The sequence below is a fragment of the Kumtagia sp. genome (assembly GCF_059502445.1).
On the sequence record NZ_JCACER010000096.1, the window covers coordinates 35,759 to 60,044 of the forward strand.

Annotated in this window: 24 protein-coding genes and 2 tRNA genes; 13 read left to right on the forward strand and 13 right to left on the reverse strand. The window is 66.4% G+C overall.

Going from position 1 to position 24,286, the window contains the following annotated elements; all coding sequences use genetic code 11:
* Positions 1–137: 137 nt before the first annotated feature.
* The gene (locus tag AC5JDC_RS24400) at positions 138–2,801 is read left to right on the forward strand and encodes a ComEC/Rec2 family competence protein (RefSeq protein ID WP_495845407.1); all 2,664 of its coding nucleotides are present in this window, start codon (positions 138–140) and stop codon (positions 2,799–2,801) included.
* An 18-nt stretch (positions 2,802–2,819) separates the two neighbouring features.
* Here the strand turns inward: AC5JDC_RS24400 and lexA are convergent, their stop codons facing one another.
* The 3 genes from lexA to AC5JDC_RS24415 form a co-directional block, all read right to left on the reverse strand.
* Positions 2,820–3,539, reverse strand: a complete 720-nt coding sequence (lexA, locus tag AC5JDC_RS24405) for a transcriptional repressor LexA (RefSeq protein ID WP_106772560.1) — start codon at positions 3,537–3,539, stop codon at positions 2,820–2,822.
* 190 nt (positions 3,540–3,729) lie between these two features.
* Positions 3,730–4,164, reverse strand: coding sequence for a BA14K family protein (locus AC5JDC_RS24410; RefSeq protein ID WP_495845409.1), 435 nt, complete (start codon positions 4,162–4,164; stop codon positions 3,730–3,732).
* Between the two features lie 98 nt (positions 4,165–4,262).
* Positions 4,263–4,337 (reverse strand) — tRNA-Asn (locus AC5JDC_RS24415).
* Between the two features lie 181 nt (positions 4,338–4,518).
* Between AC5JDC_RS24415 and AC5JDC_RS24420 the strand changes: the two genes are divergently transcribed.
* From AC5JDC_RS24420 to AC5JDC_RS24440, 5 genes are all read left to right on the forward strand, one after another.
* Positions 4,519–4,788 (forward strand): hypothetical protein, encoded by a 270-nt coding sequence (locus AC5JDC_RS24420; protein ID WP_106772508.1) that lies wholly within the window; start codon positions 4,519–4,521, stop codon positions 4,786–4,788.
* A gap of 307 nt (positions 4,789–5,095) precedes the next feature.
* A tRNA-Cys gene (locus AC5JDC_RS24425) sits at positions 5,096–5,169 on the forward strand.
* A gap of 83 nt (positions 5,170–5,252) precedes the next feature.
* A complete protein-coding gene (locus AC5JDC_RS24430) occupies positions 5,253–5,927 on the forward strand; it encodes a protein-L-isoaspartate O-methyltransferase family protein (protein WP_495845412.1) in 675 nt (224 codons plus the stop codon).
* Positions 5,928–6,081: 154 nt separating this feature from the next.
* Positions 6,082–7,476: a TolC family outer membrane protein gene (locus AC5JDC_RS24435; RefSeq protein WP_495845414.1), complete on the forward strand. Its 1,395-nt coding sequence runs from the start codon at positions 6,082–6,084 to the stop codon at positions 7,474–7,476.
* Positions 7,477–7,648: 172 nt separating this feature from the next.
* Positions 7,649–8,491, forward strand: a complete 843-nt coding sequence (locus tag AC5JDC_RS24440) for a PopZ family protein (protein ID WP_495845416.1) — start codon at positions 7,649–7,651, stop codon at positions 8,489–8,491.
* Positions 8,492–8,556: 65 nt separating this feature from the next.
* Here AC5JDC_RS24440 and AC5JDC_RS24445 read toward each other — a convergent pair whose 3' ends face one another.
* The 3 genes from AC5JDC_RS24445 to AC5JDC_RS24455 form a co-directional block, all read right to left on the reverse strand.
* The gene (locus AC5JDC_RS24445) at positions 8,557–8,838 is read right to left on the reverse strand and encodes an Atu4866 domain-containing protein (RefSeq protein WP_425351337.1); all 282 of its coding nucleotides are present in this window, start codon (positions 8,836–8,838) and stop codon (positions 8,557–8,559) included.
* Between the two features lie 95 nt (positions 8,839–8,933).
* The gene (locus AC5JDC_RS24450; RefSeq protein ID WP_106772504.1) at positions 8,934–9,452 is read right to left on the reverse strand and encodes a nuclear transport factor 2 family protein; all 519 of its coding nucleotides are present in this window, start codon (positions 9,450–9,452) and stop codon (positions 8,934–8,936) included.
* 67 nt (positions 9,453–9,519) lie between these two features.
* Complete coding sequence (locus tag AC5JDC_RS24455) at positions 9,520–10,242, reverse strand: SDR family oxidoreductase (protein WP_495845418.1); 723 nt, start codon at positions 10,240–10,242, stop codon at positions 9,520–9,522.
* Between the two features lie 99 nt (positions 10,243–10,341).
* On the opposite strand from AC5JDC_RS24455, the gene AC5JDC_RS24460 reads away from it, so the two are divergent.
* From AC5JDC_RS24460 to AC5JDC_RS24470, 3 genes are all read left to right on the forward strand, one after another.
* Complete coding sequence (locus tag AC5JDC_RS24460; RefSeq protein ID WP_495845420.1) at positions 10,342–11,229, forward strand: LysR family transcriptional regulator; 888 nt, start codon at positions 10,342–10,344, stop codon at positions 11,227–11,229.
* A gap of 135 nt (positions 11,230–11,364) precedes the next feature.
* The gene (locus tag AC5JDC_RS24465) at positions 11,365–14,151 is read left to right on the forward strand and encodes a valine--tRNA ligase (protein ID WP_495845423.1); all 2,787 of its coding nucleotides are present in this window, start codon (positions 11,365–11,367) and stop codon (positions 14,149–14,151) included.
* A gap of 347 nt (positions 14,152–14,498) precedes the next feature.
* On the forward strand, positions 14,499–15,788 hold the full coding sequence (locus tag AC5JDC_RS24470; RefSeq protein ID WP_495845790.1) for an OmpP1/FadL family transporter: 1,290 nt from the start codon (positions 14,499–14,501) through the stop codon (positions 15,786–15,788).
* 50 nt (positions 15,789–15,838) lie between these two features.
* Here the strand turns inward: AC5JDC_RS24470 and AC5JDC_RS24475 are convergent, their stop codons facing one another.
* A complete protein-coding gene (locus AC5JDC_RS24475) occupies positions 15,839–16,096 on the reverse strand; it encodes a YjhX family toxin (protein WP_106772499.1) in 258 nt (85 codons plus the stop codon).
* Between the two features lie 324 nt (positions 16,097–16,420).
* On the opposite strand from AC5JDC_RS24475, the gene gatB reads away from it, so the two are divergent.
* On the forward strand, positions 16,421–17,923 hold the full coding sequence (gatB, locus tag AC5JDC_RS24480; RefSeq protein WP_495845426.1) for an Asp-tRNA(Asn)/Glu-tRNA(Gln) amidotransferase subunit GatB: 1,503 nt from the start codon (positions 16,421–16,423) through the stop codon (positions 17,921–17,923).
* A 5-nt stretch (positions 17,924–17,928) separates the two neighbouring features.
* Positions 17,929–18,420 carry a GNAT family N-acetyltransferase gene (locus tag AC5JDC_RS24485; protein ID WP_106772497.1) on the forward strand — a complete coding sequence of 164 codons (492 nt, stop codon included), beginning with the start codon at positions 17,929–17,931 and terminating at the stop codon, positions 18,418–18,420.
* Positions 18,421–18,427: 7 nt separating this feature from the next.
* On the opposite strand, the gene AC5JDC_RS24490 is transcribed toward AC5JDC_RS24485, so the two are convergent.
* The gene (locus AC5JDC_RS24490) at positions 18,428–19,174 is read right to left on the reverse strand and encodes a methyltransferase family protein (protein ID WP_245428416.1); all 747 of its coding nucleotides are present in this window, start codon (positions 19,172–19,174) and stop codon (positions 18,428–18,430) included.
* 233 nt (positions 19,175–19,407) lie between these two features.
* Here AC5JDC_RS24490 and AC5JDC_RS24495 point away from each other — a divergent pair, with 233 nt between their 5' ends.
* Together AC5JDC_RS24495 and AC5JDC_RS24500 are read left to right on the forward strand one after the other, a co-directional pair.
* A complete protein-coding gene (locus tag AC5JDC_RS24495) occupies positions 19,408–19,806 on the forward strand; it encodes an NADH:ubiquinone oxidoreductase subunit NDUFA12 (RefSeq protein ID WP_106772496.1) in 399 nt (132 codons plus the stop codon).
* Between the two features lie 107 nt (positions 19,807–19,913).
* Positions 19,914–20,357 carry a DUF2155 domain-containing protein gene (locus AC5JDC_RS24500; protein ID WP_495845792.1) on the forward strand — a complete coding sequence of 148 codons (444 nt, stop codon included), beginning with the start codon at positions 19,914–19,916 and terminating at the stop codon, positions 20,355–20,357.
* Positions 20,358–20,400: 43 nt separating this feature from the next.
* Here AC5JDC_RS24500 and aat read toward each other — a convergent pair whose 3' ends face one another.
* From aat to AC5JDC_RS24525, 5 genes are all read right to left on the reverse strand, one after another.
* Complete coding sequence (gene aat / locus AC5JDC_RS24505) at positions 20,401–21,018, reverse strand: leucyl/phenylalanyl-tRNA--protein transferase (RefSeq protein ID WP_106772495.1); 618 nt, start codon at positions 21,016–21,018, stop codon at positions 20,401–20,403.
* Positions 21,019–21,031: 13 nt separating this feature from the next.
* Complete coding sequence (accC, locus tag AC5JDC_RS24510; protein WP_106772494.1) at positions 21,032–22,375, reverse strand: acetyl-CoA carboxylase biotin carboxylase subunit; 1,344 nt, start codon at positions 22,373–22,375, stop codon at positions 21,032–21,034.
* A gap of 7 nt (positions 22,376–22,382) precedes the next feature.
* Positions 22,383–22,838 (reverse strand): acetyl-CoA carboxylase biotin carboxyl carrier protein, encoded by a 456-nt coding sequence (gene accB / locus AC5JDC_RS24515; protein ID WP_106772493.1) that lies wholly within the window; start codon positions 22,836–22,838, stop codon positions 22,383–22,385.
* 32 nt (positions 22,839–22,870) lie between these two features.
* Complete coding sequence (gene aroQ / locus AC5JDC_RS24520; RefSeq protein ID WP_495845432.1) at positions 22,871–23,305, reverse strand: type II 3-dehydroquinate dehydratase; 435 nt, start codon at positions 23,303–23,305, stop codon at positions 22,871–22,873.
* A gap of 137 nt (positions 23,306–23,442) precedes the next feature.
* Positions 23,443–24,252, reverse strand: a complete 810-nt coding sequence (locus AC5JDC_RS24525) for a DsbA family protein (RefSeq protein WP_495845434.1) — start codon at positions 24,250–24,252, stop codon at positions 23,443–23,445.
* Between the last annotated feature and the right edge of the window lie 34 nt (positions 24,253–24,286).

Genomic DNA, 24,286 nt, shown 5'->3' on the forward strand with positions numbered 1-24,286 from the left:
TCGGCAATGCGCTGCCGCCGCCCGGCAGTCCCGTGCGGCGGATGCGTGGAAATCGGTCGGCGTTCATGTAGCATAGAAGGTCGGGGGCGCAAGGCCGGAGAAAGCCGGCAGGCTTACCTTGGCGCCGGGGTGGAGCCATGGCGGACACATCCGGGGGCGACTGGGACGAGCGGCTTCTGCTGCGCGGCGCAAGCCAGCCGCCGCAGGAGGTGGCCGCGGTCGCACCTTTTCCGCGCCTTCCCGTCAACTCGCGGCCGACCGGACGACCATTCCTCATCATCGCCGGTAAGGCACGGACGGCGCTTCCGATGGCATTCCATGCCGCGGAATCGGCCGCCACGCTCGAGGTCGAACGAGGAACCCTCTTTCTGCTCGTGCCCGTCTTCCTCGCCGTTGGTGCGCTCCTCTATTTCCAGATTCCCTTTGAGCCCGACGGCCGCCTTTTGCTGGCCGCGACGGCGACCTTGATCGCGGCGATGACGTTCGGCCCTCGTGCCGCCGCATGGCGGCTGCCCGTCCTTGCGGTGCTGCTGGTCTGCCTCGGCGCGCTGTTGGGAAAGGTAGAGACCTGGCGCGCCGGGACGGCCATGCTCGGTGGCGAAGTCGCCACGCGCGTCAATGGCTATGTGACTGGTCTCGACCGGCTGGCCAATGGCCGGGTGCGCCTGACGATCGACGTCGCGTCGACCGAGCGCCCGCAGTTGCGCTACGCGCCGCAGCGTATCCGCGCCACGGCGCGCAAGCTGCCCGAAGGTGTCGCGGTGGGCTCGACGGTGAGCGGCCTGGTGCGGCTGCGCCCGCCGTCGGGACCGGTGCGGCCCGGCAGCTACGACTTCTCCTTCGAAAGCTATTTCGACGGGATCGGCGCGAGCGGCTTCTTCATGAGCGGGCCGGAGCTTGTCTCCCCGCGGACCGCGAGCCTGGCCGGGCGGTTCACGGCAGCGCTGGAGAACATCCGCAACCGGATTGCCGAACGAGTCCGCCAGCGGGTCGCGGGGGCGGAAGGGGAGATTGCCGCGGCGCTGATGGTCGGCGTGCGCGCCGGCATCCCGGACGAGACCAGCGAGGCGCTGCGGCGCACCGGGCTCTATCATGTGATTTCGATCTCAGGCCTGCACATGGCGCTGGTCGCCGGCGTCGTCATCGGGGCGCTGCGCGCGGGGATGGCCCTGTTTCCGGGATTCGCGTCGCGGCGGCCGGTGAAGAAATACGCCGCCGCGGGCGGCCTGGCGGCGGTCGCCGGCTACCTCGCCATCTCCGGCGGCGAGGTCGCGGCGCAGCGCAGCTTCCTGATGCTGGCTGTGATGCTCGTGGCCGTGCTGTGCGACCGCGCGGCGCTGACCATGCGCAATCTCGCCATCTCTGCGATCATCGTGCTCGTGCTCACGCCGCACGAAGTGGTCGGCCCGAGCTTCCAGATGTCCTTCGCCGCGACCGCGGCGCTGGTCGCTGCCTATGCTTGGTGGAGCGAGCGGCGCAACGCGGAGGCGGGGACCATGTCGGCGCAGCGATCGTTCGCGGCCATGGCGCTGCGCCGGACCGTCGGGATAGCCGTCGGGCTGTTCGTTACCTCGCTGGTCGCCGGCCTCGCCACCACGGCCTACGGCGCCTACCACTTCCAGCGCATCGCCCCGCTCAGCCTCGGCGCCAACCTGGTGGCCATGCCGATCGTCTCGGTGGTGGTGATGCCGGCGGCGGTCCTTGCCGCCGCGGCGATGCCGTTCGGATTGGACGGACCTTTCCTCGATCTGATGGGCAAGGGGATTTCCGCGATGGTGGCGGTGGCCGAGTGGTTTTCACGGCGCTCGCCGGTGGATGCGGTCGGCCTGATCTCGGTTGGTTCCGTGCTGCTGCTGACGCTCGCCCTGGTGATTGCCACGGTCGCCACCACATGGCTGAGGCTGGCGGCACTTCCCTTCGCCCTTGCCGGCCTGCTGACGCTCGACAATGTCGGCCCGCCGGATGTCCTGGTTTCCGAGGACGGCGCCCTGGTCGGACTGCTCGACGCGCAAGACGGGCTTGCCGTCAACCGAACGCGCGCCAACGCGTTCACTGCCCAGAACTGGCAGCGGGCTCTCGAGGGAAGGGCGGTGCACAAACCACAACGCATCGTCGAGCGGCCTGGGCCGACCGCCGACAAGCGCGAGACCGGCGGAAACCGGCCACGGCAGGGCGACCCGATCGACGATGTCCCGCCGGCCGCCGCACGGAACGAAAAAACGGCCGGAAGCGAGACGGACGGGCCAACCCTCGAATCGATCGCGCTTGCCGCCCGCGACGGCGGCGGCTTCCTGTGCGGGCCTGCCGGTTGCGCCGCGCGCCTTATGTCGGGGGCGGTCGTCGTCCACACCGCAGATGCGGAGGAGGCCCGGCGCGCCTGCGCCTTCGCTGCCGTCATCGTGCTCGACGACGCGGCCGTTCCGCTGAAATGCGCCGATGAAAGACTTGCGGTGGTGACGAGGCGCGACCTTGCGCGCTCGGGGAGCGCCGCCGTTTTTCTCACGCCCGGCGCGGGACCGCCGCAAATCGACTTCGCCATCGGCCTGCCGGAGCGGCCATGGCACGGCCATCGCGTCTTCTCACGCGAAGCACGCGGGCTGCCGCCCTATCGCCGGGGCAAGCAGGGCAAGCCGCAGGACCCACTGGCACCCGCCGGAACGGACGTGCCTGCGAGGGCAGCAACGGATAGCCGAGCTGCCACTGCCGACAGCGATGGCGTGGACCGCGTCCCGATCGTTCCCGATTCCTCGCCCAAACCGTCGTCCGGTGCCGATGCCGGGGAGACCTCCGGCCGGCCCTGAGGTCCGCCCGCCGAAAAATCAGTAACGCCGGATCAGGCCGACCAGCTTGCCCTGGACCCGTACGCGGTCCGGCCCGTAGATGCGCGTCTCATAGGCGGGGTTGGCCGCCTCCAGCGCAATGGAGGCGCCCTTGCGGCGGAAACGCTTCAGCGTCGCCTCCTCGTCGTCGACCAGCGCCACCACGATCTCGCCGGGGTTGGCGGTGTTGGCATTGCGGATGATCACCGTGTCGCCGTCGAGGATGCCGGCCTCGATCATCGAGTCGCCCTTGACCTCCAGCGCATAGTGCTCGCCGCCCGACAGCATTTCCGGAGGGATCATGATGGAATGCGTGCGATGCTGGATGGCGTCGATCGGCACGCCGGCGGCGATGCGGCCCATGACCGGGACGGAGACGCCGGGGCCGGCCTCGTCGTCGTTGCTGGCGACGGGCGCCCGCGCCGGCTCGGCGGGACGCTTGCCGAGGCTGCCTTCGATGACGCTGGGCGAGAATTTTCGCGCGGGAGCGAGCCCTGGCGCGATCGTATCGGGCAGGCGGATCACCTCCAGCGCGCGAGCCCGGTTGGGCAGGCGGCGAATGAAGCCGCGCTCCTCGAGCGCGGTGATCAGACGGTGGATGCCGGATTTCGACGCCAGGTCGAGCGCCTCCTTCATCTCGTCGAAGGAGGGAGGAATGCCGGACTCCTTCAGCCTCTCATGGATGAAGAGCAGGAGTTCGTATTGCTTGCGCGTCAGCATCTTGGCCCCATCCGGAATCGCGTCAAAACAAAACCAGAACAAACACTATCTGTTCCATTTGTGTTCCGCAACCGCTAAATGTCGGGTTAACGGACCGCGACAGGGGCACGATGGCTGAAAAATATTATGTTTCGGCGTCTTGTCGGTGCCTACACCGCACGGCAAGCAGAAAGCGTGGTAAAACGCCCCATTACTTCCGGCAAAGACGGCGGGGGCCGTCGAAAGGCTGGAACGTGCAGTCGGACGGCGTGAAGCTGCGATAGGCCCTGGCGCAGGCAACGACGTTGCAATCGGGGCGGGCCGGCGTCCCGGCAACCGAGGACGTGGTGATCCCGTCGATGCCGGCACTGTCTTGCGGCGGCGGAGGGACCGAAACCATCGACGCCAAATGCAACCGTCCGGCCGGCTGGCTGTCGAACACCCCGATGCTGGCCGCATAAAGCGCCAACGCCGTGGCTGCTACGACAGTCGCCAGGGAGAATACGACGGCTCCGCCGATCTCCGGTCCATCGTTCTGTGACCTTCGGTAACGCACCTGCGACCAACTGTCATCGGCACGCGGCAGTTCCACCGCTCGTAAACAATTGATGCCGTCGCGTGACCCGGGAGCGGACCGATGGGCCATCGGCCAGAAATCCCGGAAATGGGGCATCTTTCCGGGCGAGCGATCAATGCCAGCCGGGATGGCATTTCCATGCGGGCCGTATCGATTTTCGGAAGGAGTGGCTCCCCGGGCCGGATTCGAACCAGCGACCAACCGGTTAACAGCCGGTTGCTCTACCGCTGAGCTACCGGGGAACAGGTGCTCGTTCAGCAACGCGGCTGGCTATAGCAAACCCGTTTCGGCTTTGCAAAGCGCCGTTGGGCATTTTTTTGATCGATTTGCTGTCCTATGTGAACGGCGGAGCACGCGGAATCGGGGAATGCGGCTGGCGGAGGCCGTCGCGACCGAAGACTGCGACGCAAAACGAGACGGTCGATGGACGGAAAACCGCAGCACAAGGAAAGGCACCGGCAGGCGCATCGGACGATCTCCGTTTTTGGTCGCGAGCTACGCATGCCGAAGTCGCGCCCCTTGCGGATCGCGATCGGCGTCCTGCTCATCGTCGGCGGCGTGCTCGGCTTCCTGCCGATACTGGGCTTCTGGATGGTCCCGCTCGGGCTGCTGGTGCTTTCCTACGAGTTCGCCTCCGTGCGCCGTGTGCGTCGCCGTGGTGCGGTCTGGTGGGGGCGGCGGCGACGGCCTTGAGCGGAATTCCGACAGAGCCTGACCCGGCACGGGCTCGAATCACCGCGACGGTCGCGGGTCACGGTCGGCCGGCGCGGTTTCCTTGCCCAGCCGGCGACCCGGTCACGCCCTCTCAAGCCGCTGCTCGGGAGGGCTTTCCCGGACGAATCCAGCGGCGGATGCGGATTTAATCAGGTGATGCGAAAAAAACACGTCGGCCACCCCGTTTCGCGGAATGATGTGAAAGGGACGCTTTCCCTGCAGCGCTGTCACTTGACCCGGCCCGGTCGGTTAACCTATTGAGCAGGCACAGAACGCATGGCGGTCTGGCCTCGTGGCGGAGTGGTTACGCAGAGGACTGCAAATCCTTGCACCCCGGTTCGATTCCGGGCGAGGCCTCCATCGCTTTCGGCGCCCCGCCTGCGTCGACGCCGTGCGTTTCGATGAATATGCGCCCCGCGGCGCTAGGAACGGACCGGTTCGACATGGAAGCAGACTACGCCCAGCGCCGGATACGGATGGTCGACGGCCAGCTGCGCACAACCGACGTGAACAACCAGGCGCTGCTCGCCGCCATGCTCACGGTGCCGCGCGAGGAGTTTCTCGACAAAGCCAAGCGCAACCTCGCCTATATCGACGAGGACGTGGAGGTCGCTCCCGCGCAGGGCGGCAATCCTCCGCGCTACCTCATGGAGCCGTCGCCCTTCGCCAAGCTGGTGCAGCTTTGCGACATCGCGCCGTCGGATTTCGTGCTCGATATCGGCTGCGGCACCGGCTATTCGGCCGCGGTGCTGTCGCGGCTCGCCAGTTCCGTCATCGCCCTCGAAGCCGATTCGATGCTCGCCGATCTGGCGTCCGAGAATCTCACGCGGCTGGGTTTCGACAATGTCGCGGTCGTGCGCGGCCCGCTGCCGGAAGGCTACGGCGCCGAAGCGCCCTACGATGCGATCCTGGTCGGCGGATCGGTCGACCAACTGCCCGAGGCGCTGTTCGCGCAGCTCAGGGAAGGCGGGCGGCTGGTCGCGGTCGAAGGCCGCGGCAACGCCGGCAAGGCACGGCTCTATTCCAAGTGGAACGGCGTGGTCACCGGCCGCAGCGTCTTCAACGCGGCAATTAAGCCATTGCCGGGCTTCGAGCGGGCTTATACATTTCAGTTCTGACGCAGTCGGGGATGGTGGCTCGCAGTCTAGAGTAGTGGTTGCAGAACCCTGCCAAAGCGGGGATCGGGCAACGGGTGCGTGGCGGCCGCATGCGCGACCGCTCCGGATAATCCGGGCGGAAGGGCTTTTTGCCGCTGCGGTAGAGGGAAAGTCTGTGCTGTTGTTTCGCAAGTCACTGTTCGCCGCCGTCCTCCTCTCCGCGACCGCGTTGTCGGCCGCGACGGCCTCCGCCGAGACGATTCTCGGCGCGCTGACCAAGGCCTATCAGTTCAACTCGACGTTGAACTCGGCGCGCGCCGGCGCGCGCGTCACCGACGAGAATGTCGCCATCGCCAAGTCCGGTTACCGGCCGACGATCGCCGCCACCGGCAATGCACAGTACAGCTCGAACAAGCTCAGGCGTGGGGGGACTGCGGGCTCCGACCCGCGCATCACCACCGGCTCGTTTGGCATTGAATTGCAACAGACGCTTTTCGACGGCTTCCAGACCAGGAACAATGTCGCCGCTGCGGAGGCGCAGGTACGCGCCTCCTTCGAGAGCCTGCGCAACTCCGAGCAGAACACGCTGTTCGACGCGGCCAGCGCCTATATGGACGTGATCCGCGACCGCCGGATCGCGGTGCTGACGGAGCAGAATCTCGAATTCCTCAACGAGCAGGCGCGTGCCGCCCGGTCGCGCCTCGAGGTCGGCGAGGGCACGCGCACCGACGTCGCGCAGGCCGATGCCAGCCGCTCCTCGGCCGTCGCCCAGTTGAGCGCCGCGCGCGCGCAGGCGCAGGCCAGCGCCGCTGCCTACCGTCAGATCGTCGGCGAGGAGCCGGGCAACCTCCAGGCCGCCGCGCCGCTGGCGAAGCTCCTGCCCAAGTCGGCCGAGGCGGCCTATGCGATGGCCGCTGCGGAGCATCCCGCAATTCTCGCTTCCCAGCATCTCGTCGACGCCGCCGGCTTCCAGGTGAAGTCGGCCGAAGGCGTGCTGCTGCCGCGCATCACCGGGTCGGCGGGCGTGGATACCGGCTATACGAATACTGAACCCTTCCCTGGAAATTCGGACGGTGCCAGCACCTCGGCCAGCATCGGCGCCTCGCTCACGATACCGATCTATACGGGCGGCCGGACCTCGGCGGAGATCCGCCAGTCCAAGGAGACGCTGGGCCAGGCGCGCATCGACGTCGACGTCCGGCGCGACGATGTCCGCCAGGCGGTCACCTCTGCCTGGACGGCCTATGTCGCCGCGCGCGAGAACGTCCAGGCGAACCGCGAGGTCGTCTCCGCCAGCCAGCTCGCGCTGAACGGCGTGATCGAGGAGCGCAATGTCGGCCAGCGCACCACGCTCGACGTGCTCGACGCGCAGGCCGACGTGATCACCGCGCAGATCAACCTCGCCAATGCAGAGCGCGACGTGGTGGTCGGCAGCTACGCCATTCTTTCGGCGATCGGCGCGCTCAACTCGCAGCGGCTCGGCCTAAGAGTGGCCGAATACAAGCCGCAGGAGCACTACAAGGCCGTCAAGGACAAGTGGTTCGGCCTGCGCACGCCCGACGGCCGCTGACGCGCTCCTGCAGGGCGCGCCTCGCGCGCCCTGCCTTGCCTGTTGAAATTCCTGCGAAACCGTCTTTGGGGATTCTCGCTGCCCCCCGCCTCGGCTAGGCTGTTGTCATGATTCGTGGGCTGTTCGTGGGGAGCAGCCCAGGCAACAGGTCACAAAGGCGGCGGATGTGACGATGGCACAATTGGGCAGCGCGCAGCGCGAACCTTCGATGGAAGAAATCCTGGCTTCCATCCGCAGGATAATCGAGGACAGCGATTCGGTCCGCCGCGGCGACGATCCGGTGGTGCGACCCGACAACGACATCACCGCCCCGCAAGGCCTCGCCGAAACTGCTCCGGCTGCCAACCAGGCTTCGGTGATCGCCGTGGAGGCATTCCGGGGTGCTCCGCGCGGCGAAGCCGGGATTTTTCCGGAAGTGCGCGAGACCTTCACGATGGCCGACGTGCAGGCGCAGGTGATGGCGGACCGCGCAGCGGCACGCGAGGTCGCCGAGCGCGCCTCCGAGGCTGCCGAATTCGAGGCGGCGACGTTCGACGAGGCTTCCACTGCTGCTGAAATCGAGCCGCCGGCCACGGCCGGCGACGGTCCGTCGGAAGATAGTGTCGATGCCTGGCGGCTCGGAATTTCCGAGCCGGAGACTGTCGAGGCGGCAGGCGAGGCTGATTTCGACATGGACGACGTCGCCAACGCCGTGCTGCGCGACATCGCGTCGGCGCAGACGCCCTCCGCCGAGGCGGACCATCCGGCGGCGGAGATCGACGAGCCGGACGAGGCTCCGGCCTTTTCCGCCGAACTGGCCCGGCCCGCCATCATTTCCGACCAGACCGAGCGGCAGGTCGCGGCGGCCTTCGGCGAGCTGTCGGAGGCCCTGGCGGCACGCAACCGCAAGAGCCTGGACGAAATTGCGGAGGAGATGCTGCGGCCGATGCTGCAGGACTGGCTCGACAACAATCTGCCGACGCTGGTCGAGCGGCTCGTCCGCGAGGAGATCGAGCGGATCGCCCGCGGCGCCTGAGCCCGGTGAAGGCGTCGGCAACGACGCCTCACTCAGGAAAGTGGCGTTGGCGACAAGCTACCGGATTATCGCCGGTAAAGCACCATTCCGCCGTGGTGGAGCACGCCGTCGATGAAATCGCCGTCCGCGGTGAAGCCGGTGTCGTCCCAATATTCGATGTGGTCGCCGGTCACCTCGTAACGGCCTTCATAGGCGCGTTCGCGGGTGCCGCGCGCCTCGACATAGCGGTTGTTGGGCAGCAGTTCGTGGCGGATGTGACCGTCTTCGGTGACCCACATGCCGACATAGGGGTGATCAGCCGTCGCGGCCGTCTCCTGTGCTGCAACGGGCTGCCCGAGCAGGGCCATTGCGACAAGCGTTGCCAAGGGCTTTTTCATCTTCCGTCTCCCGATGATTGGATGGGGGCAGCGCCGGATGAACCAGCGCTGCCGAACGAGGTTTTTCAATCCGCGCGCGGCGCGTTGTTTTCGACGACGGTCTGGTAGGCGACGAGATCGAGGAAGGCTTCGGCCTCGGCGACGCGGCCGTCCTTCATCCTGAAGATCCAGACGAACTGGTTGGCGTAAGGTGCGCCCGAAGTCGTGGTGGCCGAGCCGTCGAAGCGGACGATCACGGTGTCGCCCGATGCCCAGATGCCATGGACCTCGGGAACGATCGGGGTCGCGAGACGGCTGGTCAGCGGAGCCGCGGCCCGTTCGACGAAATTCTCCATCCCGGCATAGGTGCCGGCCGCCGGTCCCGACCCGTGAATGGTCCACTTTATGTCCGCGGCCAGCAACTCGGCAAAGACATTGCCGCCGGCACGCCAATTGTCGAAGGCCTTTCGCACCACCGCTTCGTTGCGGGTGGCCGTATCCGCCTGATCGGCGCGGGCGGCCGTCGTGGCTATGACGAGAGCCGAAGCGACCAAAAGGGCGCGGAGGGGGCGGGCGAGGGGGTGCGTCAGTCGCAAAGACGTCATCGGTCGGGTCCTTTCTTCGAAGGGGTTAGGGAATGGCCGCGGCCAAGGCCGCTGGGCTGGCACCGCATCAGTTGGCGGAGGCGGTCGGGCGGATGGTGATCTCGGTGGTGTCGACGCTGTCGGGCGCCTCGATCACCTGCCGCACGGCGCGCGCGATGTCGGCCGGCTGCAGGGCGATGGCGCGATATTCGCCCATCAGCGCCCTGGTTCCTTCATGGGTGATGGTCGAGGCCAGATCGCTTTCGACGACGCCGGGATTGACGCAGGTGACGCGGATGTTCGTGCTTTCCTGCCGCAGCCCGTCGGAAATGGCGCGCACGGCGAATTTCGTGGCGCAGTACACTGCTGCCGTCGGCACGACCTGCAGCGCGCCGATCGAGCCGATATTGATGATCTGGCCGCTGCCCTGTCGCTCCATGACCGGCAGCACCGCGCCGATCCCCCACAGCACGCCCTTGACGTTGACGTCGACCATGCGCCCCCATTCGTCCTGCTTTCCGGCGGAGAGCGGCGAGAGCGGCATCACGCCGGCATTGTTCACCAGGACGTCGATGCGGCCCCAGAGATCGAGCGCGGCCTGCGCGAAACCGGCCATGGAGGCACGGTCGGTAACGTCGAGCGCGCGCGCCTCCGCAGTGCCGCCGGCTGCGCGGATCTCGGCCGCGATGGCCTCGACGCGGTCGCGACGGCGCGCGCCGAGCAGCACCTTGCCGCCATGGGCGGCAAGCTCGCGGGCGATGCCTTCGCCGATGCCGCCCGAGGCGCCGGTGACCAGAATGATCTTGTCCATGTGTCTGCTCCCTTTCATCCCTTCACGGGAGAGATGGACCTTTGCGGCTGTCGCGGGTATCTATCCGTTTGTTGACTGGATGGTTAGTCAGGCTTGACGATGAACGTCGACATGAACCTCTTGCCGCTGTTCCAAGCCGTCGCCGAGGAAGCCAATTTCCGCGCCGCCGCCGACCGTCTGGGGGTGACACGCTCGGCCGTGAGCCAGGGCATCCGGAGGCTGGAGGATGGCGTCGGCGTGACGCTGGTGACGCGCACCACGCGCTCGGTGCGGCTTACCGAGGCCGGCGAGCGGCTGCGCGTCGCACTTTCTCGGCCCATGTCCGACATAATGGGCGCGCTGGAACGTGTGGCGGCCGAGGACCAGCCGCGGGGGCTGTTGAAGCTGGCGGTCACCTCGATCGCCGAGACCTTCCTGTCGGGGCCGCTGCTCGCCGGCTTTGCCGAGGCCTATCCGGCCGTGACCATCGACGTGACGGTGACGGACGAGGAGTTCGATATCGTGGCGGCCGGTTTCGACGCCGGCGTCAGGCTCGGCGAGGTGATCGAGCAGGACATGATCGCCGTGCCGGTGACCGGCGACCAGCGCGAAGCGGTGGTGGCGGCGCCAACCTATCTTGCGGCGCATGGCGCGCCGACCCATCCGCGCGAACTGGTCCACCATCGCTGCATCGGCTGGCGGCGCGCGCCCAACGTCGCGCCGCACCGCTGGGAATTCGAGGAGAACGGCGCCGCCTTCGATGTTGCAGTCGAGCCGCAGGTCACCACCAACGATCTTCGCCTGATGCTGCGGACCGCGCTGTGCGGCGCCGGCATCACCTTCGCGCCGCGCGAGACGTTCCAGCCCTATGTGGACAGAGGCGAGCTGGTCTGGCTGCTCGAGGAGTTTTTACCGCCCTTTCCAGGGTTTTTCCTCTATTACCCGCAGCGGCGCAACATGGCGCCGAAGCTGCGGGCCCTCGTCGAGCACGTGCGCCGCTGGAGCTGATAGACGGCTGGAACCGCGGTCATTCGCCGGATGTGCGTCGTCGAAGGGAACTGCCTGAGGCGCTGGCGGTTGACTTGGCCAGACCCTTCCGCTTTAGAGCGGACTTTCCACCAATCGCAGAAGCGCGGGCGCCCCATGCTTGAAAAGACCTATGACGCGAAGGCCGTCGAGCCGCGGATCGCCGAACGCTGGGAAGCGGAGGGCGCCTTCCGCGCCGGCGCGGGCTCCGAGCCCGGCGCCGAGCCGTTCACCATCGTCATCCCGCCGCCCAATGTGACGGGCTCGCTGCATATGGGCCATGCGCTCAACAACACGTTGCAGGACGTGCTCGTGCGCTTCGAGCGCATGCGCGGCAAGAACGTGCTGTGGCAGCCGGGCATGGACCATGCCGGCATCGCCACGCAAATGGTGGTCGAGCGCCAGCTCGCCGCCAGCGGCATCTCGCGCCGGGACATCGGCCGCGACGAGTTCGTCAGCCGGGTCTGGACCTGGAAAGAGCAGTCGGGCGGCTCGATCATGCATCAGCTGCAGCGGCTCGGCGCCTCCTGCGACTGGTCGCGCGAGCGCTTCACCATGGACGAGGGCCTGTCGGAAGCCGTTCTCGAAGTTTTCGTGCGGCTTTACAAGGAAGGGCTCATCTATCGCGACAAGCGGCTGGTCAACTGGGATCCGAAGCTGCTGACGGCCGTCTCCGACCTGGAGGTCGAGCAGAAGGAGGTCGACGGCAACCTCTGGCATTTCCGTTATCCCGTCGCCGACGCCGTCTTCGATCCGGAGAACCCGGCGACCTACATAACCGTCGCGACGACCCGGCCCGAGACCATGCTGGGCGACACCGGCGTTGCCGTCCACCCCGGCGACGAGCGCTATCGCGATCTCGTCGGCCGCGAGGTGGTGCTGCCGATCGTCGGCCGCAGGATTCCCGTGGTCGCCGACGAGTATTCGGACCCGGAAAAGGGGACCGGCGCGGTCAAGATCACGCCGGCGCACGACTTCAACGACTTCGAGGTCGGCCGCCGCCAAAAGCTGCCGGCGATCAACATCCTGACCGTCGAGGCGCGGGTCGCGCTGAAGGACAATGACGACTTCCTCGCCGGCCTGGACGTCACGCCGGAGCGCGCGCGGCTGTGGGACCAACTCGACGGGCTCGACCGCTTCGAGGCGCGCAAGCTCATCGTCCAGATCATGGAGGAGGGCGGTTTCCTCGCCAAAATCGAGCCGCACCGCCACGCCGTGCCGCATGGCGACCGCGGCGGCGTGCCGATCGAGCCCTTCCTGACCGACCAATGGTACGTGAACGCGGCCGAGCTGGCGAAACCGGCCATCGCCTCGGTGCGCGACGGCGCCACCCGCTTCGTGCCGAAGACCTGGGAAAAGACCTATTTCGACTGGATGGAGAACATCCAGCCCTGGTGCATCTCGCGGCAATTGTGGTGGGGCCACCAGATCCCCGCCTGGTACGGGCCGGACGGGCATGTCTTCGTCGAGAAGACCGAGCAGGAGGCGCTGGACGCGGCGATCGAATACTACCTTGCCCTGGAAGGGCCGTGGAAGGCCTGGGTCGAGGACAAGCTGGAGAACTTCAAGCCGGGCGAGATCCTCATCCGCGACGAGGACGTGCTCGACACCTGGTTCTCCTCGGCGCTGTGGCCGTTCTCGACGCTGGGCTGGCCGGACAAGACCAAGGAACTTGCCACCTACTACCAGACCGACGTGCTGGTGACCGGCTTCGATATCATCTTCTTCTGGGTCGCCCGCATGATGATGATGGGCCTGCACTTCATGGACGAGGAGCCGTTCCACACGGTCTATGTGCATGCGCTGGTGCGCGACAAGAGCGGCGCCAAGATGTCGAAGTCGAAGGGCAATGTCATCGACCCGCTCGACCTGATCAGCGAATACGGCGCCGACGCGCTGCGCTTCACGCTGACCATCATGGCCGCGCAGGGCAGGGACGTGAAGCTCGATCCGGCCCGCATCGCCGGCTACCGCAACTTCGGCACGAAGCTGTGGAATGCCACGCGCTTCGCCGCGATTAACGGGGTCGCCCGCAACGACGACGTCTGGCTGCAGGACGCCAAGCTGACGGTCAACCGCTGGATCCTGACCGAGCTGACGCGCGCGGCCCGCGCCATCACCGAGGGCATCACCAGCTATCGCTTCAACGAGGCGGCGGGGGCGGCCTACCGCTTCGTCTGGAACGAGTTCTGCGACTGGTATCTGGAGCTGCTGAAGCCGATCTTCACCGGCACGGACGAGGCGGCCAAGGCGGAGAGCCAAGCGGTCGCCGCCTTCGTGCTCGACGAGATCTACAAGCTGCTGCACCCGATGATGCCGTTCATGACCGAGGAGTTGTGGGCGGTCACCGCCGGCGAGGGGCGGGAACGGCCGACCCTGCTCTGCCACGCCCGCTGGCCGGAGCCGGAGTTCGAGGACCATGTCGCGGCGGCGGAGATCAACTGGCTCATCGAGCTGGTTTCCGGCATCCGCTCGGTCCGCTCGGAGATGAACGTGCCGGCGGGCGCGGTCGCGCCGCTGGTCGTGGTCGGCGCCGACGCCACGACCCGCCAGCGGCTGGTGCGCCACGACGCGGCGATCAAGCGGCTGGCGCGTGTCGACGCCGTGGCGCATGCCGATGCGCCGCCGGCCGCCTCCGCCCAGATCGTGCTCGGCGAGGCGACGATCTGCCTGCCGCTCGGCGGGCTGATCGACCTCGCCGCCGAATCCGCCAGGCTGCAGAAGGAGCTCGCCAGGGTGACCGAGGAGATCGCGCGGCTGCACAAGAAGCTGTCGAACGAGCGCTTCGTGGCCAATGCGGCGCCGGAAGTGGTCGAGGCGGAGCGGGAGAAGCTGGCCGAATACCAGGCGATCCAGGAGAAGCTGGCAACGGCGCTGTCGCGGGTGCGGGACACCGGCGGCTGAACGCGGAACGGTCCGCCGATTCGGCGCACCGTTCTTGCCCGAAAGCTCGGCGCGGCGCCAGAACTTCCGCAAAGTAAGGCGCCGCGGCGCACATTTTTCGCCCGAATGTTGCCACAATGCGACAGACGGGCGAAAAGCGGGGGAATCGGCCGGATTTTCGGCCGCGGCCAAGCGTTTTTCTATCATTTTCAAACGAATCGGCGCCAAAATCGGCCGATTTTCGACCTCTGCGGCAGGGTCTGCGGATAATGCTCGAGGCCGCGCCGCCGCCGGGTGGAAAAACCGAGTTGCACGCCCGCCCGGATTTCGCTCAAGGTTGCCGGGGAGACCCTGGGGAGAGACTTTCAATGAGAAAAACACTTGTGACCGCGCTGGTCGGGGCCGGGTGCGTATCGATGGCTTCCGTCGGTTCGGCACTGGCCGGAGGTCTCGAACGCGGCGGCTACAACATCGACCTTCTGTTCGATCCGTCGCGCTTCGCCGCGGACGCGACGGCGGCCTACATCATGCCGCAGAGGGAGTTGAAGAATGTCCGCGACACCAATCCGCTGGACGGCATCGGATCGAACGGGATCGGCGGCGGCGCGACGGATGGTGTGCGCGACAACGAGGATTACTGGGTTCCGCGCATTGGATTGAAGGTCGGGGCCGCTGAGGCTGTTGACTGCATGATCGACTATTCGCAGCCCTGGGGCGCCCATTCGAAGCCGGGTGCCGACTGGATGGGCGCCAACAGCAACATCGAGACCAAGGTCAACAGCGACAACTACGCCGCGACCTGCTCCTACAAGACCGATCTCGGCAAGGGGCAGTTTCGGGTTCTCGGCGGCGTCTTCTATCAGGAACTGGACGGCTTCAAGGAGCGCCTCGTGCTGCCGGTGCCGACGATCACCGGCACCGACGCGTTCGGTAATGGCGTGGGCCGTCTGGATCTTGCCGCCGACGGTGTCGGCTGGCGCGCCGGTATCGCGTATGAGATCGAGGAGATCGCCTTCAGAGCGAGCCTCGTCTACAATTCCGAGGTCGATCTCGGCGAGGTTACCGGCACGCTCGATCTGACCGAAGTGCCGGGCTTCCTTCAACCCGGCAATCCACTGCTTGGAACGACCACCGATGTGTTCGGCACCGCCTCGATGCCGCAGTCCGTCGAATTCAAAGTGCAATCCGGCATCGCGCCCGGGTGGCTGGCCTTCGGCTCGGTCAAATGGGTCGACTGGAGCGTGCTTCAGTCCATCGTTTTCTGCCCGACGGCCATCAAAGCGGCTGGTATCGACAACTGTACGCGAGCCAACCGGGCGACCTCGCTCGACCTGCTCTATCGCGACGGCTGGACCGTGCAGGCCGGTATCGGCCACGCCTTCACCGACAAGCTGAGCGGCGCCGCCTCTATCACCTGGGACCGCGGCACCTCGACCGGGCTTGGTACGCAGACCGACACCTGGCTGCTCAGCGCCGGCGGCTCCTACACGCCCAACCAGAATCTCGAATTCAGGCTGGGCGGCTCGGTCGGCATCCTGACCAGCGGTTCTTCCGGCGTGGTGGAGAGCGATGGCATCAGCTACGGCACCGACGTCGCCTATGACTTCGGCGACGATCTCGTCAGCGCCGTGTCGGGCAGCGTGAAGCTGAAGTTCTGACGACGGTCCAAGCCCGGCACGCAGGCCATCCGGCGTGCCGGCCTTGCTCGTTACCGGTTGTCCAGTTCCGCGCGCACGAGTTCGAGCCCGCGCCGCGTGATGCGGTAGGGTCCGCTTTCCGACGAGGCGATCGCCCGCTTGCGCTTGAGCTTGCGGAAGAGCGCGAGATCGAGGTCGGGATAGCGCCAGCCGTCGCGGGTCAGGCAACGGATCGCCTCGATCCGTCTCTTCTCGTTCTTTTCGACTTCGATGCGCCCGCCCTGGGCGAGCAGGTGGAGAATGCGCTGTTCGGTGCGCGAAATGTCCATGTCTCAATTCCGTGAAAACCTGGCCAAGCGGCCAAAACAAAAAACCGCGGCCGCAAGGCTTCGCGGCGCGGTGGTTCAGGTTTTCTGCCCTGCCTCTTGAAGAGGTCAGGGCGTTACCGGGACTGAGCGTAAGTGGACATCCACTCTCCATTGGATGCGGCGGACTATAGGGGACATGCCGCCGAAACGCCAGAGAAGCCGCGGGATCAAGGGGCAAGGCGCGGCTTGGACCGGCCAAATGCTTGCGTCACCGGCCGGTTTGCACTAGCGAGATGGCCGGTTCAAAATCACTTCAAGCGTGACTTCCACTTTCCGCAGGCCGGCATGACCATCATCGACACCCGCACGCCCGATCCAAAGCGACTGATCCCCGGCGCCACCGGCGACTGGGAGGTGATCATCGGCCTTGAGGTGCATGCGCAAGTCACCTCCGAGGCGAAGCTGTTCTCGGGGGCATCGACCGCATTCGGCGCGGCGCCCAACGCCAATGTCAGCCTGGTCGACGCGGCCATGCCCGGCATGCTGCCGGTGATCAACGAGGAATGCGTACGCCAGGCGATCCGCACCGGCCTCGGGCTGAAGGCGCAGATCAACCTGAAATCGGTGTTCGACCGCAAGAATTATTTTTACCCGGACCTGCCGCAGGGCTACCAGATCTCGCAGTACAAGCAGCCGATCGTCGGCGAGGGCATCGTGGCGGTGTCGGTCGGGCCGGATTCGAAAGGCCAGTTCGAGGAGATCGAGGTGGGCATCGAGCGGCTGCATCTGGAGCAGGACGCCGGCAAGTCGATGCACGACCAGCACCCGACCATGTCCTATGTCGATCTGAACCGCTCCGGCGTGGCGCTGATGGAGATCGTGTCGAAGCCGGACATGCGCTCGGCCGACGAGGCCAAGGCCTATCTGACCAAGCTCAGAACCATCGTGCGCTATCTCGGCACCTGCGACGGCAACATGGACGAGGGCTCCATGCGCGCCGACGTCAACGTGTCGGTGCGCCGCCCGGGCGAGGGCTTCGGCACGCGCTGCGAGATCAAGAACGTCAACTCCATCCGCTTCGTCGGCCAGGCGATCGACTATGAGGCGCGCCGCCAGATCGCGATCCTCGAGGACGGCGGCAAGATCGACCAGGAGACGCGGCTGTTCGACCCGAACAAGGGCGAGACGCGCTCGATGCGCTCCAAGGAGGAGGCGCACGACTACCGCTATTTCCCCGACCCGGATTTGCTGCCGCTCGAATTCGACCAGGCCTATGTCGACGCGCTGGCCGGCTACCTGCCTGAACTGCCCGACGACAAGCGCACGCGCCTGATCGCCTCGCTAGGGCTTTCCGCCTACGACGCCTCGATCCTCGTTTCGGAGAAGGCGATCGCCGACTATTTCGAGAAGGTGGCGGCCGGCCGCGACGGCAAGACGGCCGCCAACTGGGTGATCAACGACCTGCTCGGCGCCTTGAACAAGGCCGGCAAAACCATTGAAGAGTCGCCGGTTTCGCCCGATCAGCTCGGCGCCATCGTCGACCTGATCAGGGAAGGTACGATCTCCGGCAAAATCGCCAAGGATCTGTTCGAGATCGTCTGGAGCGAGGGCGGCGACCCGAAGGCGCTGGTCGAAAGCCGCGGCATGAAGCAGGTCACCGACACCGGCGCCATCGAGAAGGCGGTGGCCGAGGTGATCGCGGCAAACCCCGACAAGGTCGAGCAGGCGAAGGCCAAGCCGAGCCTGGCCGGCTGGTTCGTCGGCCAGGTGATGAAGGCGACGGGCGGCAAGGCCAACCCGCAGGCGGTCAACGCGCTGGTGAAGGCCAAGCTCGGTATCGAGGACTAGCTTCCGTGTTCATCCGCACCGCCAGCGAACGCGACCTGCCGGCGGTGCGCGACCTCCTGGTCGAGACCTGGCATGCCACCTATGATTCGATCTACGGGCACGAGCGCGTCACCGAGATCACCGACGACTGGCATTCGATCGAGTCGCTGGCGGCGCGCCTGAAACGCCCGAACGGCGAGTTCCTGGTGGCCGACGACGGCCGCCGGCTCGGCGGCATGGCTTTCGCGGCGGCCACCACGGACCCGAAGGTTCTGATCCTCTACCAGCTCTATGTCCGACCGGCTTTCCAGGGCAGGGGACTGGGAAAGCAGTTGCTGCACGAGATCGAGGACAGTTTTCCGGATGCCCGCACGGTTCGCCTGGAGGTCGAACAAGCCAATAGCGAAGCCGTTGCCTTCTATCAGGCCAACGGCTTCCGGCCGACCGGCGATACCGTGAATTGCGGCGGCTCGACCTTCGCCATTCCGGCGCTGGTCTACGAGAAACGGCTCGACTGAGACGCCGTCAGCGGCCGACGACCTTCAGGAGTTTCGTGCGCTTCTTCAGCCAGCGCAGACCGACATAGACCGCGGCGCCGCCGGTGAGCGCGGCAAGCCAGGCCGGGTCTATCGCCGTGTGCCTCTCGGCCAGCACCTCGCGCACCTGATCGAGCGTGAAGAAGATCGCCACGATGGCGAAGAAGCTCGAATATTCGCGCCGGAGAACGTTCTTCAGCGAAAAGGGAAGGGCGGGCGGCACCCAACCGGTCAGGCGCGGGAAGAAGGCGGGAACGCGCGCCGCCCAGTCGGCATAGCGATGCCCGAACTTCTCGCCCAGGAACCTCTCCTCCGTGGCGATGATCCGCTCGTGATAGACCACCTGGAAGAGCAGCATCAGCAGCACGACGAAAACGTCCTGCGAGAACAGGGCAATTGCCGTCATCGTCACCGCGTTGCCGAAGTAAAGCGGATTGCGCGTCAGCGAATAAAGCCCGGTGGTGTTCAGCGTCTCGGCGATCTGGCGCTGGGTGTTGCGGCCCGACGTGCCGGCCGGCACGAAGCCGACGGTGGCGGCACGGATGGCGAGCCCGGCGAAGGCGAGCAGGATGCAGGCGCTTTCGTACAGACTGTCGGCAAGGGCGCCGAAATGCATCTCTATCGGTTCCGGCTGCGTGGCCACGAACAGGAAGATCGGCGCGAAGCCGAGGATCACGTAGCTGCGCCGGCGGAACAGCCAGCTCCCCTGCCGGGCGATCGAGTCGGAGATCATCATTGCCTCTGCTGGTACGGGATCGGATCCCGTTTTGGGGTAACGCCGATTGGCGCCTGAAATCCGGCGGAAGTTTGAGCAAGGTTTTGGCGGCCGGGCTCCACGTCGGGACGCCAAGCAGGCGGCACCTGCCGATTGCGAATGCAACGCAACGCCGCACTTGCAACGCCCGCGCGGCGAGGCCATAACGAGCCTGGTTTTGACGGGCGCAGTCGCGCCGGCGGCCGAGGGACGTGATGAAGAATTTCCTTGCCCAGTTCTTTACCTGGTGGAACGGCCAAACGCTCGGCACGCGCTTCCACACCTGGCGCTACGGCAACAAGGTGGGGCAGGACGAATTCGGCAACACCTATTACGAAGGCGGCATCAATTCCGACGGCCGCACCCGGCGCTGGGTGATCTACAACGGCGTGTCGGAAGCCTCGCGCATTCCGCCAGGCTGGCACGGCTGGATCCATCACCGGGTGGATGTCGCGCCGTCGCAGGAGACATACAAGGCGCGCGACTGGCAGAAGCTGCACGAGCCGAACCTGACCGGAAGCCCCGCCGCCTACCGGCCCAAGGGCTCGCTGGCGCACGGCCTGCGCCGGCCGCAGGTCACCGGCGATTACGACGCCTGGACGCCGGGCGGGTGATCGGGCGCTTCGGTGTCGCCACAATCCGGGGTTAACGGCATGTTGACCTTGACGGCGCGATACGCCAGTCAGGGTTTTCAGGCAGGCACAGTCCGGAATCATCGATGATGACGCTTTTCTCGACCCTGCACGGGGCCAAGCTCGCAGCTTTCACAGCCGCGAGCCTGACGGTGGGCGTCTGTTGCGCGCCGCCCTCGGCGCAGGCCGAGCGCCTCACCAATCCGGTGGCCGAATTCACCGGCGTCGACAAGATCACCGGCCGCATCATCACCTTCGACGTCTATATCAACGAAACGGTGCAGTTCGGCGCGCTGCAGGTGACGCCGCGCGTCTGCTACTCGCGGGCGAAGGAGGAGGAGCCGAAGACCGACTCCTTCGTCGAGGTCGACGAGATCACGCTTGACCGAAAGATCCGGCGTATCTTCACCGGCTGGATGTTCGCCGAGAGCCCGGGGCTCAACGCCGTCGAGCACGCCGTCTATGACGTCTGGCTGAAGAGCTGCAAGCAGAACTCCGACGTGCCGGCGCCCGAGGCGAGCAAGACGAACTGAGTGGGGCGGGCGGAGGGCACAGGAAGAGCGGTGCCAGGCCTCTCTACGGATAAAAACGCGCAGCGCCCCGCAGCGCCTCTTCCAGCATCGTCTCGTATTTGCGCCGCGGCACGTCGATCGCTCCGAACGATTTCAGATGCTCGGTGGTGAACTGCGTGTCGAGCAGCACGAAGCCGCGCGCGCGCAGCCGCTCCACCAGATGCACCAGGCAGACCTTCGAGGCGTCGGTCTCGCGCGAAAACATGCTTTCGCCGAAGAAGGCGCGGCCCAGCGTCACCCCATAAAGGCCGCCGACCAGTTTTTCCTCACGCCAGGCTTCCACCGAATGGGCGTGGCCGATCCGGTTCAATTCCACATAGGCCTCGCGGATGGGTGCGTTGATCCAGGTGGAATGCCTGCCCGCGCGCGTCTCGGCGCAGGCGTCGATCACGCCGGCAAAGTCGGTGTCGACGCGGATGTCGAAGGGATGGCGCCGCACGGTCCTGCGCAGGCTTTTCGATACGTGGAAAGCGTCGAGCGGCAGGATGCCCCGCGCTTCCGGCCGTACCCAGAAGACTTCCGGATCATCCGAGCTTTCGGCCATCGGGAAGACACCCGAGGCATAGGCTTTCAACAGCAGGTCGGTCGGGATGCGATGGCCGGGCGCAAACGGGCGTGCCATGGGACCCAGCGCGTCAGGCGCTCTCCGCGAGATGTTTTTCCAGCCAGTGGATGTCGTAGTCGCCATTGGCGATGTCGCTGTTGCCGACCAGCTCGCGGAACAGCGGCAGCGTCGTCTTGATGCCGTCGACCACGAACTCGTCGAGCGCCCGGCGCAGCCGCATCATGCATTCAACCCGGTTGCGGCCGTGCACGATCAGCTTGCCGATCAGGCTGTCGTAGTAGGGCGGTATGCGATAGCCGGAATAGACGCCGGAATCGACGCGGATGCCGAGCCCGCCGGGCGTGTGGAAATGGGTTATGGTGCCGGGCGACGGCGTGAAGGTGCGCGGATCCTCGGCGTTGATGCGGCATTCGATGGCGTGGCCCTGGAACTTCACGTCCTCCTGCCTTACCGACAGGCCGCCGCCCGACGCCACCCGGATCTGCTCGTGCACGAGGTCCAGGCCCGTGATCGCCTCCGTCACCGGATGCTCGACCTGCAGGCGCGTGTTCATCTCGATGAAATAGAACTCGCCGTTCTCGTAGAGGAACTCGATGGTGCCGGCGCCGGAATAGCCGAGCTCGGCCACGGCGTTGGCGCAGATGTCGCCGATGCGTGCGCGTTCCGACTCGTTCAGCGCCGGCGACAGCGCTTCCTCCCACACCTTCTGGTGGCGGCGCTGCAGCGAGCAGTCGCGTTCGCCGAGATGCACACCCTTGCCGGCGCCGTCGCCGAACACCTGCAGCTCGATGTGACGCGGCTTTTCCAGGTACTTCTCGATGTAGACGGAATCGTCGCCGAAGGCGGCACCCGCCTCGGTGCGTGCGGTATGCAGCGCCTCGACGAGATCGGCCTCGGTGCGCGCCACCTTCATGCCGCGTCCGCCGCCGCCGGCGGCCGCCTTGATGATCACCGGGTAGCCGATGTCGGCCGCCAGCCGCTTGGCCTCGGTCTCGTCGGAGACCGCCCCGTCGGAGCCGGGAACACAAGGGATGCCGAGCCGCCTGGCCGTGCGCTTGGCCTCGATCTTGTCGCCCATGATGCGGATGTGCTCGGCCGAGGGGCCGATGAAGGTGATGTGGTGGGCGGCCAGGATGTCGGCGAACTTGGCGTTCTCCGACAGGAAGCCGTAGCCCGGATGCACGGCGTCGGCGCCGGTGATCTCGCAGGCGGCGACGATCTGGTGGATGTTGAGATAGCTCTCGCGCGACGGCGGCGGGCCGATGCACACGCTCTCGTCGGCGAGCCGCACATGCATGGCGTCGGCGTCGGCCGTCGAATGCACGACGACGGTCTTGATGCCGAGCTCCTTCGCCGCGCGAAGCACCCTGAGCGCGATCTCGCCGCGGTTGGCGATGAGGATCTTCTGGAACATCGGCAACCTACTCGATCACCACCAGCGGCATCCCATATTCGACCGGCTGGGCGTCCTCGATCAGAATCGCGGTGACGGTGCCGGCGCGCGGCGAGGGGATCTGGTTCATCGTCTTCATGGCTTCGATGATGAGCAGCGTCTGGCCTTCGCGTACCGTCTGCCCGACCTCGATGAAGGCCTTCGCGTTCGGCGCGGGCGCCAGATAGGCGGTGCCGACCATCGGCGAGGCAACGGCGTTCTTCGACAGGTCCGCGGCCGGAACCGGGGCGGCAACAGCGGCGGCCGCCGCGGCGGGAGCGGCAGGCAGCGGGGCGGCATAGGCCTGGATCGGCGCGGCGTGGCGGGCGACGCGCAGCTTGAGGTCGCCGAGCTCGACTTCGATTTCGGAGAGATTCGTGTCGTTCAGGATACCGGCGAGATCGCGGATGAGCTGCTGGTCAACATCCGTCTTCTTTGTCGACATTTCGAGACCTTTTCCCTTCTGTTGCCGGCTGCCTAGAGCCGAGCGGCGAGCGCCTGCAGCGCCAGCACATAGCCCAGCGGCCCGAAGCCGCAGATCATTCCCACGGCGACCGGAGCGATCATGGACTTGTGCCGGAACGGCTCGCGCGCGTGGATGTTGGAAAGATGCACCTCGATGACCGGCAACGGCGCGACGGCGCGGATCGCGTCATGGAGGGCGATGGAGGTGTGTGTGTAGGCGCCGGCGTTGAGAACCACGCCGACCGCCTTGTCGGCAGCCTCGTGCAGCCAGTCCACCAGGTCGCCCTCATGGTTGGACTGGCGGAAGTCGACGGCCAGCCCGAGCGGCTCGGCCGCAGCCTTCAGGTCCGCCTCGATCCCGGCAAGCGTCTTGCCGCCATAGATCCCGGGCTCGCGCTTTCCCAGCGCGTTCAGATTGGGACCGTTGAGGACGAAGACCGTTTTCAATCAGCAACACCTTGCACCGGCGCCCGCAGGAATTGCGGCACCGCGACCTCTATAAAGGGCATAGGCCGCCCCGGAAAGAGCGCAAGCGCGTTCTTTCGCTGTCCACAGGCGGAGGAGGGCGTCGGCCCGACTTCGGATCAGCAGGCGGTTTCGAGACAGTCTTTCGCAGCCGCGATCTTCTCGGCCAGCACTTCGCGGCCGAGCGCGCCGAAAACCACCTCATTGCCGACGACATAAGACGGGGTGCCGGTGATCGACAGGCGGTTGGCGAGGTCGTAGGTCTGCTCGAACGCCTCGCCGATCGCCGGATCCTTCATCGCCTCGCGCAGCTTCGCCTCGTCGGCGCCGAGCGAGACCGCGAGCTGGACGGCGCTCGCCTCGGTGGCGCGGGTCTGGGCGGCGAGCAGACGGTTGTGGAACTCGTCGTACTTCTCCGGCATCACCTTCAGAAAGGCCTGCGAGACGATGTGAGCTTTTTGCGAATCGGCTCCGAGGATGGGGAATTCCTTCAGCACGAAACGGACTTCCGGATCGCTCTCGATCAGCGCCAGCATGTCCTCCTGGGCGCGTTTGCAGTAGCCGCAATTGTAGTCGTAGAACTCGACGATGGTGACCCTGCCCCGGGGATTGCCGAGCACCCCGTCATGGGCGGAGTTGAAGATCAGGTCCCTGGAATCCTCGATGACCTTCACATTGGCGAGCTGCTGCTGCTCGCGCTGCTTGGTCTCCAGTGCGGTCTGGACTTCCAGCATCACCTCCGGATTGGCGAGCAGATAGTCGCGGACGATCCTTTCAACCGCCGGACGATCCAGCCCCGGGTCGGCTGCCGCCGCCTGCGGGGCATTGTCGGGCACCGTGTTTGCCTTGCTGCCGGCGGCGAAGCCGACCGCCAGCGCGGCGAAAGCCACGACCACGCCGGTCGCGCCCAGCAGGATTGCCTTGTTCATCGAATCGTTCTCCTGCCGCGGCGACGCGATACGC

What these genes read in the sequence shown, in the direction of transcription:
- AC5JDC_RS24400 (WP_495845407.1), top strand. Translation starts at nt 138, where the DNA reads ATGGCGGACACATCCGGGGGCGACTGGGACGAGCGGCTTCTGCTGCGC.
- lexA (WP_106772560.1), bottom strand. Translation starts at nt 3,539, where the DNA reads ATGCTGACGCGCAAGCAATACGAACTCCTGCTCTTCATCCATGAGAGG.
- AC5JDC_RS24410 (WP_495845409.1), bottom strand. Translation starts at nt 4,164, where the DNA reads ATGGCCCATCGGTCCGCTCCCGGGTCACGCGACGGCATCAATTGTTTA.
- AC5JDC_RS24420 (WP_106772508.1), top strand. Translation starts at nt 4,519, where the DNA reads ATGGACGGAAAACCGCAGCACAAGGAAAGGCACCGGCAGGCGCATCGG.
- AC5JDC_RS24430 (WP_495845412.1), top strand. Translation starts at nt 5,253, where the DNA reads ATGGAAGCAGACTACGCCCAGCGCCGGATACGGATGGTCGACGGCCAG.
- AC5JDC_RS24440 (WP_495845416.1), top strand. Translation starts at nt 7,649, where the DNA reads ATGGCACAATTGGGCAGCGCGCAGCGCGAACCTTCGATGGAAGAAATC.
- AC5JDC_RS24445 (WP_425351337.1), bottom strand. Translation starts at nt 8,838, where the DNA reads ATGGCCCTGCTCGGGCAGCCCGTTGCAGCACAGGAGACGGCCGCGACG.
- AC5JDC_RS24450 (WP_106772504.1), bottom strand. Translation starts at nt 9,452, where the DNA reads ATGACGTCTTTGCGACTGACGCACCCCCTCGCCCGCCCCCTCCGCGCC.
- AC5JDC_RS24455 (WP_495845418.1), bottom strand. Translation starts at nt 10,242, where the DNA reads ATGGACAAGATCATTCTGGTCACCGGCGCCTCGGGCGGCATCGGCGAA.
- AC5JDC_RS24460 (WP_495845420.1), top strand. Translation starts at nt 10,342, where the DNA reads ATGAACGTCGACATGAACCTCTTGCCGCTGTTCCAAGCCGTCGCCGAG.
- AC5JDC_RS24465 (WP_495845423.1), top strand. Translation starts at nt 11,365, where the DNA reads ATGCTTGAAAAGACCTATGACGCGAAGGCCGTCGAGCCGCGGATCGCC.
- AC5JDC_RS24470 (WP_495845790.1), top strand. Translation starts at nt 14,499, where the DNA reads ATGAGAAAAACACTTGTGACCGCGCTGGTCGGGGCCGGGTGCGTATCG.
- AC5JDC_RS24475 (WP_106772499.1), bottom strand. Translation starts at nt 16,096, where the DNA reads ATGGACATTTCGCGCACCGAACAGCGCATTCTCCACCTGCTCGCCCAG.
- gatB (WP_495845426.1), top strand. Translation starts at nt 16,421, where the DNA reads ATGACCATCATCGACACCCGCACGCCCGATCCAAAGCGACTGATCCCC.
- AC5JDC_RS24490 (WP_245428416.1), bottom strand. Translation starts at nt 19,174, where the DNA reads ATGATGATCTCCGACTCGATCGCCCGGCAGGGGAGCTGGCTGTTCCGC.
- AC5JDC_RS24495 (WP_106772496.1), top strand. Translation starts at nt 19,408, where the DNA reads ATGAAGAATTTCCTTGCCCAGTTCTTTACCTGGTGGAACGGCCAAACG.
- AC5JDC_RS24500 (WP_495845792.1), top strand. Translation starts at nt 19,914, where the DNA reads ATGACGCTTTTCTCGACCCTGCACGGGGCCAAGCTCGCAGCTTTCACA.
- aat (WP_106772495.1), bottom strand. Translation starts at nt 21,018, where the DNA reads ATGGCACGCCCGTTTGCGCCCGGCCATCGCATCCCGACCGACCTGCTG.
- accC (WP_106772494.1), bottom strand. Translation starts at nt 22,375, where the DNA reads ATGTTCCAGAAGATCCTCATCGCCAACCGCGGCGAGATCGCGCTCAGG.
- accB (WP_106772493.1), bottom strand. Translation starts at nt 22,838, where the DNA reads ATGTCGACAAAGAAGACGGATGTTGACCAGCAGCTCATCCGCGATCTC.
- AC5JDC_RS24525 (WP_495845434.1), bottom strand. Translation starts at nt 24,252, where the DNA reads ATGAACAAGGCAATCCTGCTGGGCGCGACCGGCGTGGTCGTGGCTTTC.